Annotated in this window: 13 protein-coding genes and 2 pseudogenes; 12 read left to right on the top strand and 3 right to left on the bottom strand. The window is 57.3% G+C overall.

Going from position 1 to position 17,019, the window contains the following annotated elements:
* Positions 1-37 precede the first annotated feature (37 nt).
* From C7H09_RS17290 to cobA, 10 genes and pseudogenes are all read left to right on the top strand, one after another.
* Positions 38-673 carry an SPOR domain-containing protein gene (locus C7H09_RS17290; protein ID WP_106765054.1) on the top strand — a complete coding sequence of 212 codons (636 nt, stop codon included), beginning with the start codon at positions 38-40 and terminating at the stop codon, positions 671-673.
* Positions 674-776: 103 nt separating this feature from the next.
* Positions 777-1,316: a CvpA family protein gene (locus tag C7H09_RS17285; protein ID WP_106765052.1), complete on the top strand. Its 540-nt coding sequence runs from the start codon at positions 777-779 to the stop codon at positions 1,314-1,316.
* Between the two features lie 64 nt (positions 1,317-1,380).
* Complete coding sequence (purF, locus tag C7H09_RS17280; RefSeq protein WP_106765050.1) at positions 1,381-2,907, top strand: amidophosphoribosyltransferase; 1,527 nt, start codon at positions 1,381-1,383, stop codon at positions 2,905-2,907.
* 25 nt (positions 2,908-2,932) lie between these two features.
* Positions 2,933-4,165 (top strand): O-succinylhomoserine sulfhydrylase, encoded by a 1,233-nt coding sequence (locus tag C7H09_RS17275; protein WP_106765048.1) that lies wholly within the window; start codon positions 2,933-2,935, stop codon positions 4,163-4,165.
* 14 nt (positions 4,166-4,179) lie between these two features.
* A pseudogene (locus C7H09_RS20575) lies at positions 4,180-4,792 on the top strand (DNA translocase FtsK 4TM domain-containing protein); the annotation flags it as partial.
* Positions 4,793-5,307: 515 nt separating this feature from the next.
* Positions 5,308-6,801 (top strand): annotated as a pseudogene (locus tag C7H09_RS20570) (DNA translocase FtsK); the annotation flags it as partial.
* An 11-nt stretch (positions 6,802-6,812) separates the two neighbouring features.
* The gene (gene lolA, locus C7H09_RS17265; protein ID WP_106765042.1) at positions 6,813-7,463 is read left to right on the top strand and encodes an outer membrane lipoprotein periplasmic chaperone LolA; all 651 of its coding nucleotides are present in this window, start codon (positions 6,813-6,815) and stop codon (positions 7,461-7,463) included.
* Positions 7,463-8,797, top strand: a complete 1,335-nt coding sequence (locus C7H09_RS17260; RefSeq protein WP_106765039.1) for a replication-associated recombination protein A — start codon at positions 7,463-7,465, stop codon at positions 8,795-8,797. The genes lolA and C7H09_RS17260 overlap by 1 nt, the downstream gene beginning before the upstream one ends.
* A gap of 94 nt (positions 8,798-8,891) precedes the next feature.
* Positions 8,892-10,166: a serine--tRNA ligase gene (gene serS, locus C7H09_RS17255; RefSeq protein ID WP_106765037.1), complete on the top strand. Its 1,275-nt coding sequence runs from the start codon at positions 8,892-8,894 to the stop codon at positions 10,164-10,166.
* Positions 10,167-10,198: 32 nt separating this feature from the next.
* Positions 10,199-11,008: a uroporphyrinogen-III C-methyltransferase gene (gene cobA / locus C7H09_RS17250; RefSeq protein WP_240616639.1), complete on the top strand. Its 810-nt coding sequence runs from the start codon at positions 10,199-10,201 to the stop codon at positions 11,006-11,008.
* A gap of 26 nt (positions 11,009-11,034) precedes the next feature.
* Here cobA and C7H09_RS17245 read toward each other — a convergent pair whose 3' ends face one another.
* Positions 11,035-12,108 (bottom strand): 3-deoxy-7-phosphoheptulonate synthase, encoded by a 1,074-nt coding sequence (locus tag C7H09_RS17245; protein WP_106765033.1) that lies wholly within the window; start codon positions 12,106-12,108, stop codon positions 11,035-11,037.
* A gap of 184 nt (positions 12,109-12,292) precedes the next feature.
* On the opposite strand from C7H09_RS17245, the gene C7H09_RS17240 reads away from it, so the two are divergent.
* Positions 12,293-14,119: a DUF1631 family protein gene (locus C7H09_RS17240; RefSeq protein WP_106765031.1), complete on the top strand. Its 1,827-nt coding sequence runs from the start codon at positions 12,293-12,295 to the stop codon at positions 14,117-14,119.
* A gap of 8 nt (positions 14,120-14,127) precedes the next feature.
* The gene (locus C7H09_RS17235; RefSeq protein WP_106765029.1) at positions 14,128-14,544 is read left to right on the top strand and encodes a PilZ domain-containing protein; all 417 of its coding nucleotides are present in this window, start codon (positions 14,128-14,130) and stop codon (positions 14,542-14,544) included.
* A 22-nt stretch (positions 14,545-14,566) separates the two neighbouring features.
* Here C7H09_RS17235 and C7H09_RS17230 read toward each other — a convergent pair whose 3' ends face one another.
* Both C7H09_RS17230 and C7H09_RS17225 read right to left on the bottom strand, forming a co-directional pair.
* The gene (locus tag C7H09_RS17230; protein WP_106765027.1) at positions 14,567-15,352 is read right to left on the bottom strand and encodes an enoyl-ACP reductase FabI; all 786 of its coding nucleotides are present in this window, start codon (positions 15,350-15,352) and stop codon (positions 14,567-14,569) included.
* Between the two features lie 67 nt (positions 15,353-15,419).
* On the bottom strand, positions 15,420-17,018 hold the full coding sequence (locus tag C7H09_RS17225; RefSeq protein ID WP_106765025.1) for an ABC transporter ATP-binding protein: 1,599 nt from the start codon (positions 17,016-17,018) through the stop codon (positions 15,420-15,422).
* Position 17,019: the final 1 nt, after the last annotated feature.

Genomic DNA, 17,019 nt, shown 5'->3' with positions numbered 1-17,019 from the left:
TCGGGTTTTTGAGCATGCTTAACGGGAGTTTTGTCAGGTGGATGGACTGAAACAGCGGATTATCGGGGCATTGGTACTGGTATCACTGGCGGTGATTTTTGTACCCATGATCTTCGACGAGCCGCACTCCAGGCGTGAGTCCACGGCGATTACCATTCCCGAAGAGCCTCCTTTTCCGGAAGTGGACTTGCCGGATCAGTCCGGTGAACCGATAGCCACGCCGCCTGTGGCCACCGAACCATCGGAAACAGAACGCGCCGGTAGTGGCTACCGGATTATCGAAGAGCCTGCCGAAGAACCCCAAAATCGGGCGGAAGAGCCTGAAAAGGCTATAGTATCCGAGCCCGAGGCCGCCAAACCGGAGGAGGCGGTAAAGCGGGTGCTGGTTGGCGATGCGGAAATCGCCGACAAGGCCGAGTTCAGTGGATCCCTGGCGGGAGCCTGGGTGGTGCAGCTGGGCAGTTTCGGCAACGCCGACAACGCGCAGCGGCTTCGCGACAAAGTATTGGAAATGGGGTATGGCGCTCACCTTCAGCAGGTGTCCCGCGGTGACACCTCTCTGACCAGGGTATTCAGCGGCCCCTTTGTTAACAAGGATGATGCTGCCAGAGCCAAGGCCGAGCTTGATAAGGCATTCGGCCTTAACAGCCTTGTGACAACCGGCGATAAGTAGTTTTTCAGTCTCTGATAAATACCACGAATTTCCGGTTCCGCCGGTTTGGTGCGGGCAGGATTCCTGTTAGAATCCGCCTTTCGTTTTCTCCACCGGGTTTTCCATGGAAGCGCTGATCTGGATAGACTGGGTCATCATAGCCCTGATTGCCGTGTCCACGCTTATCAGTCTTAAGCGGGGTTTTGTGCGCGAGGCCTTATCGCTGGTTACCTGGGTCGGCGCCTTTATCCTTGCGCGTACCTTTCACCCGCAGATGCAGTCCCTGCTTGAGTCTACCGTTGAGACACCCTTGGTGAGGCTGATTGCGGCCTTCGCGATTTTGTTTTTCGGCACGCTGATTGTCGGTGCCATCATCAATAACATGATCGGTCATCTGGTGCGGGTCACCGGGCTATCGGCTACGGACAGGGTCCTGGGCATGGGTTTTGGTTTGCTCAGAGGCGTGGTTGTCGTGATTGTGGCGATCGCGTTTACCCGGTACACACCCCTGGCCCAGGATACCTGGTGGCGAAGCTCGGTAATGATCGAGCGTCTGGCCGTGGTCGAAGATTGGTCACGCCGGGTGCTCGGCGATGAGTTTGCCCGTTTCCTGGGCCCTGAAGCAGATGCGCAGGTAATGCCTGATGCACCTGAAAAGACATAAGGCGTAGCACCTGCGCCTGCATCCCGCTAACATTCAGTTTTAACACTCGGAGAGTTGTCCAGCCATGTGTGGCATTGTCGGTATCGTCAGTACTTCAAACGTCAATCAGCTTCTTTATGATGCGCTGACCGTTCTACAACATCGTGGCCAGGATGCAGCGGGTATTGTTACCTTTCAGGACGATCGGTTTTTTCTGCGCAAAGACAACGGGCTTGTGCGTGATGTCTTTCACACGCGCCACATGCGCAGGCTGGTGGGCAATGTGGGTATCGGCCATGTCCGGTATCCCACAGCTGGCAGTTCCAGCTCGGCCGAGGCGCAGCCGTTCTATGTCAACAGTCCCTATGGTATTACGCTGGCCCATAACGGTAATCTGACCAATGCCGACGAACTGAGCAGCGACCTGTTCCGCACCGACCTCCGCCATATCAACACCAACTCGGATTCCGAGGTGTTGCTGAACGTATTTGCCCACGAGTTACAGAAGCTTGGCAAGCTCAACCCCACCAAAGCGGAGATTTTCGCCGCCGTTCGGGCCGTACACAAGCGTTGCCGCGGAGCCTATGCGGTTATTGCCATGGTCACCGGCTACGGTATTGTCGGATTCCGCGATCCTAACGGCATTCGCCCTGCCTGTTATGGCGTTCGCGAAGCCGAAAATGGCCAGAAGGAGTACATGATTGCTTCCGAGACAGTGGCGCTGAATGCTGCCGGTTTCGAGGTGGTTCGTGATATCGCACCGGGAGAAGCGGTTTACATTGAGACCGACGGCACCCTCTATACAGAACAGTGTGCTGAGTCGCCCAAGCTGTATCCCTGTATTTTCGAACACGTTTACTTTGCCCGCCCCGATTCGATCATTGACCGCGTCTCTGTGTACAAGGCGCGCCTGAAAATGGGCGAGGTGCTGGCGGATAAAGTGCGCCGGGAACGCCCGGATCACGACATCGATGTGGTCATGCCGATCCCGGATACCAGCCGTACCTCGGCTATGGAAATGGCCAACCATCTTGGCGTGAAGTACCGGGAAGGCTTTATCAAGAATCGCTACATTGGCCGTACCTTTATTATGCCTGGCCAAAAAATGCGCAAAAAGTCCGTGCGTCAGAAGCTTAACCCGATCGACCTGGAATTCCGGGGCAAGAACGTGTTGCTGGTGGATGATTCCATCGTGCGCGGGACAACGTGCAAAGAGATTGTTGAAATGGCTCGGGATGCCGGAGCCCGCAAGGTCTATTTTGCTTCGGCTGCGCCCCCTGTGCGTTATCCGAACGTGTATGGTATTGATATGCCATCGGCAAGCGAGCTGATTGCCCACGACCGTACGGTGGACGAAGTGCGGGATCTGATTGGCGCCGACTGGCTGGTATACCAGGATCTGGATGATCTGATTACCTGTGTCAGCGAGGTGAATGAGGACATCGATGGCTGGGAATGTTCGGTGTTTACCGGCGATTATGTAACCGGTGATATTGATGACGCCTACCTGGCCAGGCTGGAAGGGCAGAGAAAGGACGAAATGCGGGCCTCTGCCGGTACGCCCGATGGTCAGGATAACGGCATTATCGATTTGCACAACGACGAAGACTGATCAAACACACCTACTGGAGACAGATATGACGCACGGTCGGGATGAGCATGTATGGATACCGGAGTCTGACCTGGACGGTATGTCTGTCGACACACTCGCGGTGAGGGCAGGGCAGATTCGCACCGGACAGCTTGAGCACAGCGATGCAATTTTCCCAACCTCCAGCTTTGTCTACGGCAGTGCTGCTCAGGCGGCTGCCCGGTTCGGAGGTGAAGAGCCGGGCAATATCTATTCCCGCTTTACCAACCCGACCGTGCAGGCGTTTGAGGCTCGCATTGCCGCTATGGAAGGTGGTGAAAAGGCCGTGGCGACGGCGTCCGGGATGGCGGCGATTCTCAGTACGTGTATGGCTTTGCTGCAGTCAGGAGATCATGTCGTCTGCTCCCGGGGCGTATTTGGCACCACCAACGTGCTATTTCAGAAATACATGGCGCGTTTTGGTGTGACAACATCTTTTGTGGATCTGACCGATATGGCAGCCTGGCGTGCCGCGACAAATGCGAACACCCGAATGCTGTTTTTGGAAACACCGTCCAACCCGTTGTGTGAGGTGGCAGATCTTGAAACGCTGTCAGATCTTGCCAGGGAAACTGAGGCTTTGCTGGTGGTCGACAACTGTTTCTGCACCCCGGTGCTGCAGCGGCCTCTGGAGTTCGGTGCGGATATCGTTATTCATAGCGCCACCAAATATCTCGATGGCCAGGGCCGGTGTGTCGGCGGTGTTGTAGTGGGGCCAGCCAGCTACCTGGACGAAATCTACGGCTTTATCCGGTCTGCCGGGCCCACCCTGAGTCCGTTCAATGCCTGGGTCTTCCAGAAGGGGCTGGAAACCTTACCGATTCGTATGCGCGCCCACTGCGACAATGCGTTAGAGTTGGCCCGTTGGCTGGAGCAGCAGGAGGCCGTCGAGCGGGTATATTACTCCGGGCTTGAAAGCCATCCTCAGCATGCGCTGGCAAAAAAGCAGCAAAGTGGCTTTGGTGGTGTTTTGTCGTTTGCCTTGCGTGGCGGCCGGGAGCAAGCCTGGGCATTGATTGATGCTACCCGGATGATCTCGATCACGGCCAATCTGGGTGATGTAAAGACAACCATTACTCACCCTGCAACCACCACCCATGGCCGTTTGCCGCCAGAGGACAAAGCGCGGGCAGGTATCACTGAAAACCTGATTCGCTTGTCCGTTGGAATTGAAGCCATCGACGACCTGAAAGCAGATCTTGCCAGAGGCTTTCAGGCGTTACGCGCGCAAACATCCTGACGGTTTGAGTATTCATGGCGGAATCCGCTAAAGCGAAGAAAGCAGTACCAACAGAACTGACCGAGAAGCAGCAGCGCTTTCGTCGTCTGGTGAGCCAGGGGGCCAGAGAGGGTGCTGTTATCGGGCTCATCGTTCTCTGTATCTATCTGAGTATGGCCCTGGTGACGTTCCACCCGGGGGACCCCGGATGGGCCAGTATCGGACATGACGTCCATGTGCAGAATCACGCGGGCCGAACCGGTGCCTGGCTGGCCAGTCTGTTGATGGATTTTTTTGGCCATGTGGCCTGGCTTTTTCCTGCAATGATAGCCGGTTACGCGTTTATGCTCATCCGGCTTCGCAATCAGCCCCTCGACATGCACTGGCCATTATTCATGGTTCGTTTTGGCGGATTTGTCCTGATCTTGCTGTCGGCCACAAGCCTGCTGTCGCTCTATTCTGTATTCGGGCTGGGCGCATCCTCTGGCGGTGTACTCGGCACTGCCGTATCCGAGTCCATGATCCGGTTTTTTAACCTCCCTGCCACGACGTTGCTACTGATTGCAATCTTTCTCTTTGCGCTGACCGTTACGACCGGGCTCTCCTGGTTCAGGTTGATGGATCACCTGGGCGGGTTCACTATCAAGTGCATCGAGTCGGTAAAAACACTGGTTTTCCAGCGCGGCCGGAACAAGGCTTCTGGCTCTGACCAGCCCGTGAAGCCGCAACCTGCGGCCCTGGCCTACCAGGAGCCGGAGTCAGAGCCACCTGTAAAAGCCAGGGAGGAAAAAAAGCCCAACGAGCAGAAGGCCTCCGGGGGTGTCGCCTGGTGGAAGCGGCTGTTTACCCGGCGCCCGAAACCAGCTTCGGAACAGCAAATCCGAGAAAGGCTTGAGCCGGAGATTGAAGGTCTGGCGGCGGTAGAGCATGAGCCTGAGCGTCTTGAAAGCTTCAGTTCCCGTGATTCGCAGGAGTCCGCAGAAGAACCCGGCGCCGGTGTTGCTGCCCGTCCGGAACCGGCCCCTCTGGCGAAAGCAAAAGAGGCGGCCCGTTCCCTGAAAATCTCTCCCTTCAAAAAAGACGATCAGGATGCTTCAGTCGGCAAGCAGAAAAAACAGCGGCAGGGCTCTCTGCTAGAGGACATCGAGAGCCCTGTTCCGGCGATTACATTGCTGGATCCGCCCGAGGAGCATAAAGAAACCGGATATTCCGAGGAGGCGCTGGAGCATATGTCGCGCCTGCTGGAAGAAAAACTGAGTGATTTCGGGGTGTCGGTTGAAGTGGTCGAGGTAAATCCGGGGCCGGTGATTACCCGTTTCGAGATTAAACCGGCGCCTGGCGTTAAAGTTAGTAAGATCTCGAATCTGGCGAAGGATCTTGCGAGATCGCTCGCGGTTCTGAGTGTCCGTGTTGTTGAGGTGATCCCGGGCAAGTCTGTGGTTGGTATCGAGATTCCCAACGAAAAACGGGAAATCGTTCGCCTGAGCGAGGTGCTCGGGGCGCGGGTGTTTTCTGATTCTTCCTCGCCGCTGACACTGGCCCTGGGCAATGATATCGGCGGCAACCCGATGGTGGCGAATCTGGCCAAGATGCCCCATTTGCTGGTGGCGGGCACAACAGGATCGGGTAAGTCTGTAGGCGTGAACGCCATGCTGTTGAGCATGTTGCTTAAGGCAACGCCTGATGAAGTCCGATTCATTATGGTAGACCCGAAGATGCTTGAGCTGAGCATCTACGATGGTATTCCCCACCTGCTGGCTCCCGTTGTCACCGACATGAAAGAAGCCGCCAATGCCTTGCGCTGGTGCGTCGCGGAAATGGAGCGACGCTACCGTCTGATGGCGAGCCTCGGTGTCCGAAATGTTGCTGGTTACAACAAGAAGGTGAAGGATGCCCGGGCAGAGGGCGAACCTTTGCTGGATCCTCTCTGGAAGCCTGACGACCATTTGGCAAATGACGAGCAGGAACGCCCCGAACTGGACACTCTGCCATTCATCGTTGTCGTGATTGATGAATTTGCTGACATGATGATGATTGTTGGCAAAAAAGTGGAAGAACTGATTGCCCGGATCGCCCAGAAGGCAAGGGCGGCAGGCATCCACCTTATTCTGGCCACCCAGCGCCCGTCGGTGGACGTGATCACCGGTCTGATCAAGGCCAATATCCCGACCCGTATCTCGTTCCAGGTGTCTTCGAAAATCGACTCCCGAACGGTACTGGATCAGGGCGGCGCGGAACAGCTGCTCGGGCACGGCGATATGCTCTATCTGCCACCGGGCTCCGGTTTGCCGGTACGCGTTCACGGCGCTTTTGTGGATGATGACGAGGTACACCGGGTGGTGAGTGCCTGGAAAGCGCGGGGTGAGCCCGAGTACGTGGATGATGTGCTCAACGGAGCCGAGGGTGAGCACCTGCCGGGCGTACCTACGCTCAGTGAAGGCGGTGGTGGCGACGAAGGAGACGCACTGTTCGATGAAGCGGTTGCGTTTGTGACCGAAAATCGCCGGGTATCCATTTCTTCCGTGCAGCGGAAGTTCAAGATTGGTTACAACCGCGCAGCCAACCTGGTAGATGCCATGGAAACCTCGGGAGTGGTTAGCCCGGCTGGCCACAACGGGGCCAGGGAAGTTCTTGCACCTCCGCCACCAAGAGATTAGGAGTATTATTAATGATCAGGTATATATCAGGTATTGTCCTGGCATTCTCAGTAATCATTGCAGGTGTTGCCCAGGCAGACGATCGATCCGCCTCGCAGGATGCGGCAGCCCGGCTAGCGAAGGTGCTGGGGAGCTATGAGACCTACCAGGCCAGCTTTATCCAGATCGTCGTGAATGAAAACGGCAGCCGTGTGCAGGAGTCCCGGGGTTTCCTGAAGGCAAAACGCCCGGGGTTATTTTACTGGGAAACCGGCGCGCCCCTTTCCCAGTTCATAGTCAGCGACGGGGAGCAGGTGGAGGTCTACGATCCCGACCTTGAACAGGTCACCATCCACTCGCTGGATGATCGCATCCAGACCACTCCCGCACTGTTGCTCAGTGGTGAGGTGGATAACCTGGCAGAAACCTATGAAGTCAGTGTCCGTGATCTGGGCGATCAGGTACTGGAGTACACGCTGATTCCTCGGGGTGCGGACTCGCTGTTTACCTCTCTGCGTTTGAGCCTGAGCAACGGTGAACTGCAGGAAATGCGCATGCATGATTCGCTGTCCCAGATGAGCATTCTGAGCTTTGATGACATCCGGCTGAATGAGAACATCGACCGCAGTGCGTTTCGCCTGGACTACCCGAAGGGCGTCGACGTCATTCGGGACGGCGCCTGATGCAGGACAGTCTGTTCCAGCCAGACAGTGGTGTACAACCGCTGGCGGCGCGGATGCGCCCGGGAACACTGGCGGACTACGTGGGGCAGGCCCATCTGGTTGGCCCGGGCAAGCCGCTACGCCGGGCGGTCGAGCAGGGGCAGCTCCACTCCATGATACTCTGGGGGCCTCCGGGGGTCGGCAAGACCACATTTGCCCGCTTGCTTGCCAATGTGGGCGACCTGGCCTTCGAAACACTCTCAGCGGTGCTCAGCGGTGTCAGAGACATTCGTGAAGTGGTTGAGCGCGCCCGCAATCGCAAGGTCACCGGCGGGCAGGGCACACTACTATTTGTGGATGAGGTTCACCGCTTCAATAAGAGCCAGCAAGACGCGTTTCTGCCTCACATCGAGGATGGCACGTTCATTTTTGTCGGCGCGACAACGGAAAACCCCTCTTTTGAGCTGAACAGCGCCTTGCTGTCACGCACTCGGGTGTATGTACTCAAGAACCTGGAAACTGCGGATATCCGGCAGTTACTGGAACGTGCGCTGTGTTCGGAGCAGGGGCTGAACGGAGCGCTGGCTGTTGACCCGGACGTGCTGGATACCATGGCCGAAGCATCCGGCGGAGACGCCCGCCGTGCACTGAACATTCTGGAAGTATCCGGTGATCTCGCGGAACCGGAAGCAGAGGGTGTGGGCAGGGTAACGGCACAAACCCTGGAGCAGGTTCTGCAAACCAGTCTCCGGCGTTTTGATAAAGGCGGTGACGTTTTTTATGATCAGATATCGGCCTTGCACAAATCGGTTCGTGGCTCCAGTGCCGACGGATCTCTCTATTGGTTGTGCCGCATGCTGGACGGTGGCTGCGATCCGCTCTACATCGCCCGCCGGTTGGTTCGGATCGCCAGTGAGGATATCGGTAATGCAGACCCGAGGGCCCTGCAGCTTAGCCTGCAGGCCTGGGATGCACAGGAGCGGCTAGGCACGCCGGAAGGCGAGCTGGCGCTGGCGCAGGCGGTTACTTATCTGGCCCTTGCGCCGAAAAGCAACGCCGTTTACAAGGCGTTCAACCAGTGCATGGCCGATGTGCGCAACGACCCGGACTACGAGGTGCCGGTGCATCTGCGCAATGCGCCCACCAAGCTGCTCAAAAGTATGGGGCATGGAGACGACTACCGTTATGCTCACGATGAGCCCGGGGCTTATGCAGCCGGTGAGTCTTATCTTCCCGAGGCGATTTACGCGCGCCGGTATTACCAGCCTGTTTCCCGTGGCCTGGAGATCAAACTGGCCGAAAAGCGACAGCGGCTTGAAATCCAGGATGCCGAAAGCCCGAAAAAACGGTATTGAGGTCATGGTTTCCCTTCCGTTGGTGGCGAGGGTTTTCTGGCGCGGTATAATGCCCGCAAATCTATTCATTCGTTAATTGCAAATCAGGAACAACATGCTCGATCCGAAACGTGTCCGTACCCAGACTGAAGAGATCGCCCGTCGACTGGCTATCAAGAATTTCGAGTTTGATATCGCCACCTTCGAGCAACTGGAAGAACGCCGGCGTGCCATTCAGGTTCGTACAGAAACCTTGCAGAGCGAGCAGAACAAACGTTCGAAATCTATTGGTAAAGCCAAGGCTGCCGGGGACGACATTGCGCCACTGTTGCAGGAAGTGGATGACCTGAAGCGTCAGCGTGGCGAGGCCGAGGATGAATTGCGGTCCGTCCAGGAATCGCTGAATGCCTTTTTTGCCGGTATTCCGAATCTGCCGGACGACGATGTACCCCCGGGCGAAAGTGAAGACGACAACGTCGAAACCCGGGTCTGGGGCAAACCGAAGACGTTTGATTTCGAGCCCAGAGACCACGTGACTCTGGGCGAGGCGATCAAGGGGCTGGATTTTGAGAAAGCAACACACCTGGCGCACTCCCGGTTCGCTGTCATGCGTGGTCAGCTGGCCCGTCTGCACCGTGCACTGGCCCAGTTCATGCTGGACCAGCATACCCTCAAGCATGGCTATACCGAAGCTTACGTGCCTTATCTGGTAAACGCCAACACCCTGTTCGGCACCGGCCAGCTACCAAAGTTCGAGGAGGATCTGTTCCGTACTGCAGGAGAAAACCCGCTGTACCTGATTCCCACTGCAGAGGTTCCAGCGACCAACCTGGTAGCCGATACCATTCTTGATGACGCCGAACTTCCGTTGCGTCTGGTCTGCCATACGCCCTGCTTCCGCAGTGAAGCCGGCTCCTACGGCCGGGATGTGCGCGGTATGATCAGACAGCACCAGTTTGACAAGGTGGAACTGGTTCATATTGTTCGCCCCAACGAGTCCGAGCAGGCACTGGAAGAGCTTACTGGCCACGCCGAGAAAATCCTGCAGCTGCTGAACCTTCCGTACCGTGTCGTAACGCTGTGCGGCGGGGACATCGGGTTCTCTGCTGCCAAAACCTACGATCTTGAGGTCTGGCTGCCGGGTCAGGGTAACTACCGTGAAATCTCTTCCTGTTCGAACACGCGGGATTTCCAGGCCCGGCGCATGCAGGCGCGCTGGCGCAACCCGGAAACCGGCAAGCCCGAGCCAGTGCATACCCTTAATGGCTCCGGCCTGGCTGTTGGGCGGGCCATGATTGCCGTGATGGAAAACTACCAGCTCGAAGACGGAAGCATCGAAGTACCCGAAGCGTTGCGGCCTTATATGGGCGGCATTGAGCGTATCCAATGAGCGATGGGCGCACGGAGGAGCCCGGTCGGGGCGTGCCCGTAGGAGCGGCACCTACCCGTTACCGGGTAAACCCGGTAACCGATAATCCCAATAACTCCGCGGGTGAGGTGGCGCTCGTTGGCGCAGGCCCGGGAGACCCTGAGCTGCTGACGCTGAAGGCCTGGCGATTGATTCGTTCAGCCGAAGTGGTACTTTACGACCGGCTGGTGTCTGCAGAGATCATGGCACTTATTCCGGACACGGCAGAAAAAATTCACGTTGGCAAACAACGCTCGAATCACACCTTGCCACAGGATCAGATCAATCAGCGACTGGTAGACCTGGCACGTCAGGGGCGCCGTGTCGTTCGCCTCAAAGGGGGAGACCCTTTTATTTTCGGGCGCGGCGGTGAGGAGATTGAGACGCTGGCCGGTGCCGGTGTTCGTTTTCAGGTGGTTCCGGGCATTACAGCAGCGTCGGGCTGTGCAGCTTATGCTGGGATTCCCTTGACCCACCGGGATTATGCCCAGTCGGTACGCTTTATCACCGGTCATCTCAAAAACGATACCTGCGATCTGCCTTGGAAGGATTTTGTCCAGAACAACCAGACTCTGGTGTTTTATATGGGGCTGGTAGGGCTGCCGATTATTTGTCGGGAACTGATCGCCAACGGTATGAGTGATGACATGCCCGTCGCGCTGGTGTCTCGGGGTACGACACCGGAGCAGGAGGTAATTACCGGCACATTGCAAAATATCGTCGAACGGGTGAACCAGCAGGGTGCCCAGGCACCAACACTGGTTATTATCGGTCAGGTGGTGTCTTTGCGTGATCGGCTGGACTGGATAGGCGCCGGGCGCTGAGGCCCGGCGGTTTCATTCTTTACCATTCAGGCAGTGCGCCCGGGCAGCACGTTCTTGAGCTTCTCGCGCATGTCGCGAATGGCCTTTTCGGTGGTATCCCAGTCAATACAGGCATCGGTGATGGAGACACCGTACTTGAGGTCGTCCAGGTTTTCCGGAATAGACTGATTACCCCATTCCAGGTGACTCTCTACCATCAGGCTCTGGATAGACGTGTTGCCCTCTACGATCTGGTGGGTAACGTCCTGCATGACCAGGGGCTGGATAGCGGGGTCCTTGCTGGAGTTGGCATGGCTGCAATCCACCATAATGGATTTTCTCAGGCTGGCCTTTTCCATGGCCTGCTCACACAACGCCACGCTCACGGAGTCGTAGTTCGGCTTGCCGCCACCACCGCGCAGAACCACGTGCCCGTAGTTGTTGCCCTTGGTACGGATAATAGCCACCTGGCCTTTCTGGTCAATTCCCAGGAAATTGTGGGAGTGTGACACCGACTTCATGGCGTTAACGGCAACGTCCAGACTGCCATCCGTGCCGTTCTTGAAACCGATGGCCATCGACAAGCCACTGCTCATCTCGCGATGGGTCTGGGACTCTGTAGTACGGGCGCCGATGGCAGACCAGGCAATGGTGTCTTGCAGGTACTGTGGTGAAATCGGATCCAGGGCTTCGGTAGCAACTGGCAGGCCCAGTTCGTTAATGTCGAGCAGAAGCCTGCGACCAATGTGCAGGCCTTGTTCAATGTCGAAAGTATCGTTAAGGTGTGGGTCGTTGATCAGCCCTTTCCAGCCAACGGTTGTGCGGGGTTTCTCGAAATAAACGCGCATTACCAGCAACAAGGTGTCACTGACTTCATCAGACAGTTTCTTCAGGCGACTGGCGTATTCCCTGGCGGCTTTCACATCGTGGATAGAGCAGGGGCCGACGACGATAAACAGGCGGTGATCCTTGCCATCCATGATGTCGTAAATCGCTTGCCGGCCGCTGGCCACCGTTTCCGCCGCCTGATCCGACAGCGGTAACTCTTGTTTGAGTGCTTCTGGAGTGATCAGCGGTTCCTGACTGGCCACGTTCAGGTTTTCCAGTATTTTGCCAGACATCTTGTTGTGTTTCCCCGAGTCTTTCGTTGCTTCATCCGGGAACCTGGTTAGCTGATTGCCGGATGATCAGAATTGCGAATGGCGCCGGAATCCCTTTGCGATAAAATCCGGCGAGTTCGTTATACTGCTTTATTTAAGGGCCCTTTTCAACGCATTCTCAATGGACAAGGACTACAGGTAAAGGATGTCGCTCTCAACGCCGAAGCCCCGTGCCGGAACTTCTTCAGAGAAGGCGGTTGCAAAAAGTATCGCCAGTATTCTGTCGGATATCCGTGTTCCGGAATTGCCGTATCCGGCTGGAAAACAGGCGCCCGTGAGCACGCCGGACTGGCGCCCATTGCTGCTTTCCTGCTGGACCGAACAGCGCGATGAACGGGTTACCCGGGTCTTGCAATCGGTGGAGGTGGAATGGACCATCCGCCAGGTGAATGCGGCCTATCTGTCCGATCGGATCATGGACGTTTACCTCAAGACCTCGGGCCTGCATCCCACCCTTGTAAGCCGTATTGCCCGGCTCCGTTTCTGGCTGGCCTGGCAACTGGCCTCGGCCGGTGCGGAGGTCTTCACCGGAGAGCTTCTGGGCTGGCTCGACAGCTTACAGGAGTGGCGGGGCTGGAGTGAAACCGGTGGGCGTTCGTCCCGCGCTCTGCTGGATCAGCTTGATAGTCTTGTGATCGCGGTATCCGGCAGTTTCGAGTCTGAGTCCCGTCGTCCGGTCGATGAGTATTGCCGGCAGTGGCTGGATGAGCTTGCCCGGCGCAATGCCCAGGTCGAGCGTTTGCGAGAGCGCCTGCTCGAGACTGAGCAGGGGGCAGCCCGACAACGATATGCCGATCAGGTGGCGCGAGCGCTTATCGGCAGAGCCCTGACCGGCCGACAGCTGCCACCGGCGATCTCCCGTTTTATCCTTGAAGACTGGTACCGGGTGCTGAAGCAGAGCGTCTGGGCAGACGGCATGGAGAGCGAACTGTTCAGGCATGCCAATAAGTTGCTGGAATGGCTGGTATGGATTGGGGATCCCCAGCTGTCGGATCGGGACCGAAACAAGCTTTATCAGGTTGGCGAACAGTTGGGTGACCGGGCCCGCGAAATCTGGTCGCGGGTTCTCGGTGATGAGGTTCCGGAAAGATCGCTGAACGAGGTGCAGCTGGAGATCGTCGCCCGTATCCGCGGCGGCGTACAGGATCTCGCCCCGGCATTGCCAGCTGGCAGTGGATTCAGCTGGGATGGCAGTTGGCTGAATCTCGCTGGGGTTACGGCGGAACTTGCAGCACCTCATGTCGGGCATTGGTTTGTGGAGGGTGAGGGGGTTCGTGAGCAGCGCCGGTTCTTTTTCAGCCTGCTGGAAGATACCGGAGAAGTGCTCTGGACCAATGGCGCGGGCGTCAAGCTCGGTATGCAACCCTGGCATGAGTTTCTGGAAGCTCTGGCCTCGGGCGGTATCGGGCCCCTTCCCAAAGCCACCGCTTTTGGCCAGGTGCTGACAGACACCCTGGAGGTATTGAACCGTGTTTGCACTCAGCAGATGGAGCAGCGCCAACAGGCAGCCCTGAAGGCCCAGGCCCGCGCCGATGCCTTGAGGCGACAGCGAGAGCAGGCGGAGCAGCGCCGGCGCGAAGAAGAGCTGGCCCGGCAGGAAGCGCTGGAGCAACAGCGTCGGGAGGCAGAACGCCAACGTCTTGAAGACGAGCGGGCGGAGCAGGCGCGGTTGCGGGCCGAGGCCGAACTTGCGGCTGGTCGCCAGATCGATTGTATGGGGTTGGGCGGCTGGATCCTTGTTAGCAGTACTGACCCAGAAGCCAATCCGGTTCGTCTGAAGCTAGCCGTGAAGATATCGGCTTCCCGAAAGTATGTTTTTGTCGACCGCCTGGGGCTTAACCGGCAGGAGTTTCTGGAAGACCAGCTGATCGAAGGCATCGTTGAGGGTAGAATTCGGGTTTTGGGAAGTTCTGCCGAGTTTGACGACACATTAAGCCGCGTCGTCGGCCGGATTCGGGTAGGCCGCAATTGAGGAGCGCTATGATCAACGACGACTATGATTTCGGATCGGACGAGCAGCTGCCACAGGGAAGGGATTTGCGGAAGGATTATCGGCTGACAGCCCGGGCAAGAGCCTGGATTGAGTTCGAATGCGACGAACCGGAAGGCGAAACCATGCGGAGCAACGGCCCCTCAGGCAGCTTTGAGTGTCAGGTGCGGGACATTTCAGCAGGCGGGTTCAGTTTTGTGACCGAACATGCATCCACGCCGGGTTCGATTCTTGCGGCGCAGGTTTGCCTGGGAGAGGGTGAGCGGGTGTTCCGGTTAATCGTTGAGGTGGTCTGGTGCCGCTCTGCGGACTACAGCTATCTTGTGGGAGTGCATTTGCTGGAATCGGATGAAACGGATTATCCAGACTGGATGGATGCTGTGGCCAGGGCGCTTGCGGCACCCTGACCAGCAGAACGGCTGCGGCGAATCAGTCTTCGAGTTCGCCCATGCCTGTAATGTTGAAGCCGCCGTCGACATACAGGATTTCGCCTGTGATGCCAGAGGCGAGATCAGAAGACATGAAGGCGGCTGCATTACCGACTTCCTCAGTGGTAACGTTACGGCGCAACGGCGCACGCCTGGCATTTTCGGCCAGCATTCTGCGGAAACTCTTGATTCCCGAAGCGGCCAGTGTCTTGATGGGGCCAGCGGAGATGCCGTTCACCCGGATGCCCTCTTTGCCAAGGCTGGCCGCCATATAGCGCACGTTGGCTTCCAGAGATGCCTTGGCCAGGCCCATTACGTTGTAGTTTTGCAAAACCTTCTCGGCGCCCAGATAACTCAGGGTTAGCAGACTGCTGCCCTCGTGCATCATCTTGCGGGCACCCTTGGCGAGGGCTACAAAGCTGTATGAGCTGATGTCGTGGGCGATCTTGAAACCATCCCGGGTGGTGATGTCGACGTAGTTGCCATCCAGTTCATGGGCCGGAGCGAAGCCAACGGCATGAATGATGATGTCAATGTTGTCCCAGTGCTTGCCCAGGTCTTCGAACACCTGCTCGATCTGCTCATCGCTGGCAACGTCGCAGGGAAATGTCAGCTTGCTGCCCCATTGCTCTGCAAACTTTTCCACGCGGGATTGCAGCTTTTCATTCTGGTAAGTGAAGGCCATTTCTGCGCCTTCACGGGCGAAAGCCTCGGCGATGCCGTAGGCGATGGAATGCTTGCTGGCAACACCAACAATCAGTGCCTTTTTGCCACTGAGAATTCCCATGGGTATGTGCTCCCTGTGTTCCTTGGTTTTCGTGTATTATCCCCGACTTGCGTTGCCCGGGTAACGCTCAATTGGTCGTAGACTGATAGAAGAACGCGGCGTTCAGCAACTCCCGGGTGTATGGCTGACGGGGGTTGCTGAACACAGTGTCGGCATCGCCATATTCGATCATCTGCCCCTGGCGAAGCACCAGCAGCTTGTGACTGAGCGCCCGAACCACGGCAAGGTCGTGGCTGATAAAAATGTAGCTTAGCCCATAACGGGCCTGTAGTTGCTGCAACAACTCGATTACCTGCTTCTGGACAGTGCGATCCAGCGCCGATGTGGGCTCGTCGAGGATGATCAGGTCGGGCTGCAGAACCAGTGCTCTCGCAATCGCAATCCGTTGCCGCTGGCCACCGGAAAACTCGTGGGGATATCGGTGTCTTGCGTTCGGATCCAGCCCTACATCGTTTAATGCCTGAATCACCCGTTGCTCGTGATCGCAGGCGTTTTCCGGCTCGTGAACGCCCAGGCCCTCACCAATAATTTCGGCAATCGACATCCGCGGGCTGAGGCTGCCGAAAGGATCCTGGAAGACAATCTGGATTCGCCGGCGCCAGGGGCGGAATGCTTTCTGGCTCAGTGGCGACAGATCTGCGCCTTCAAAGCGAAACGCTCCGGTGCTGGCGGTCAGTTTCAGCAAGGCGTGGCCGAGGGTGGTTTTTCCGCTGCCACTTTCACCGACAATCCCGAGAGTTTCACCGGCCTTCAGTTCAAAGCTGACGTGTTCGACGGCTGTGAAGCTCTCCAGCACTTTGCCGAACAGTGATTTCCGGGTCGGGAAATCGACGTTAAGCCGGTCGGCTTCCAGCAGCGTTCGGCCATCAGACACGGCTGGCATGGGGCGGGGAGGCGGCTCCGCCTCCAGCAATGTTCGGGTATAGGCTTCAGAGGGTGCCGCAAGCAGTGATTCCGCGGGTCCCTGCTCCACCAGTTTTCCCTTTTTCATCACCACCACATGGTCTGCATAACGCTGGACAATGCTCAAATCATGGGTAATCAGCAGAACCGCCATACCCAGTTTCTTTTGCAGAGTCTGGAGCAACTCCAGCACCTGTTTCTGGACGGTGACATCCAGCGCGGTGGTGGGTTCGTCTGCAATCAGGAGCTCTGGCTCATTGGCCAGTGCCATGGCGATCATAACCCGCTGCTTCTGGCCTCCCGACAGCTGGTGAGGGTAGCTCGTCAGTCGCGTTTCCGGGTCATGAATGCCAACCAGTTCCAGCAGTTCGATACATCGCGCCCTTGCCTGAGCCCCACGCAACCCTTTGTGGAGCGACAGGACTTCGCTGATCTGTTTTTCCACTGTATGCAGCGGATTGAGTGAGGTCATGGGCTCTTGAAAGATCATGCTGATGTGGCGGCCACGAATTTGCCGAAGGCGCTTTTCCGGGGCGTGCAGCAGGTCTTCTCCCCGGTAAAGGATGGATCCGGCGGGGTAGCGGGCGTGGCGTTCATCCAGCAACCTAAGGATGGACAGCGCCGAAACGGATTTTCCGGAGCCACTCTCACCCACCAGAGCCAGGGTCTGGCCCGATGCAATAGACAGGGACAAACGGTCGACGACCAGAGAGCCGTCGTCGAAGCAAATGGAAAGATCCGAGATGGTCAGCAATTCGCTCATA

Source organism: Marinobacter fuscus, from assembly GCF_003007675.1.
Classification (GTDB): Bacteria; Pseudomonadota; Gammaproteobacteria; order Pseudomonadales; family Oleiphilaceae; genus Marinobacter; species Marinobacter fuscus.
The sequence above is the reverse complement of the archived record's forward strand: the minus strand, read 5'-3'. Positions and strand labels throughout refer to the sequence as shown.

Excerpts from the sequence above, each read along its gene's own strand:
- C7H09_RS17285 (WP_106765052.1), top strand. The coding sequence starts at position 777 with ATGGAAGCGCTGATCTGGATAGACTGGGTCATCATAGCCCTGATTGCC.
- purF (WP_106765050.1), top strand. The coding sequence starts at position 1,381 with ATGTGTGGCATTGTCGGTATCGTCAGTACTTCAAACGTCAATCAGCTT.
- C7H09_RS17275 (WP_106765048.1), top strand. The coding sequence starts at position 2,933 with ATGACGCACGGTCGGGATGAGCATGTATGGATACCGGAGTCTGACCTG.
- lolA (WP_106765042.1), top strand. The coding sequence starts at position 6,813 with ATGATCAGGTATATATCAGGTATTGTCCTGGCATTCTCAGTAATCATT.
- C7H09_RS17260 (WP_106765039.1), top strand. The coding sequence starts at position 7,463 with ATGCAGGACAGTCTGTTCCAGCCAGACAGTGGTGTACAACCGCTGGCG.
- serS (WP_106765037.1), top strand. The coding sequence starts at position 8,892 with ATGCTCGATCCGAAACGTGTCCGTACCCAGACTGAAGAGATCGCCCGT.
- C7H09_RS17245 (WP_106765033.1), bottom strand. The coding sequence starts at position 12,108 with ATGTCTGGCAAAATACTGGAAAACCTGAACGTGGCCAGTCAGGAACCG.
- C7H09_RS17240 (WP_106765031.1), top strand. The coding sequence starts at position 12,293 with ATGTCGCTCTCAACGCCGAAGCCCCGTGCCGGAACTTCTTCAGAGAAG.
- C7H09_RS17235 (WP_106765029.1), top strand. The coding sequence starts at position 14,128 with ATGATCAACGACGACTATGATTTCGGATCGGACGAGCAGCTGCCACAG.
- C7H09_RS17230 (WP_106765027.1), bottom strand. The coding sequence starts at position 15,352 with ATGGGAATTCTCAGTGGCAAAAAGGCACTGATTGTTGGTGTTGCCAGC.
- C7H09_RS17225 (WP_106765025.1), bottom strand. The coding sequence starts at position 17,018 with ATGAGCGAATTGCTGACCATCTCGGATCTTTCCATTTGCTTCGACGAC.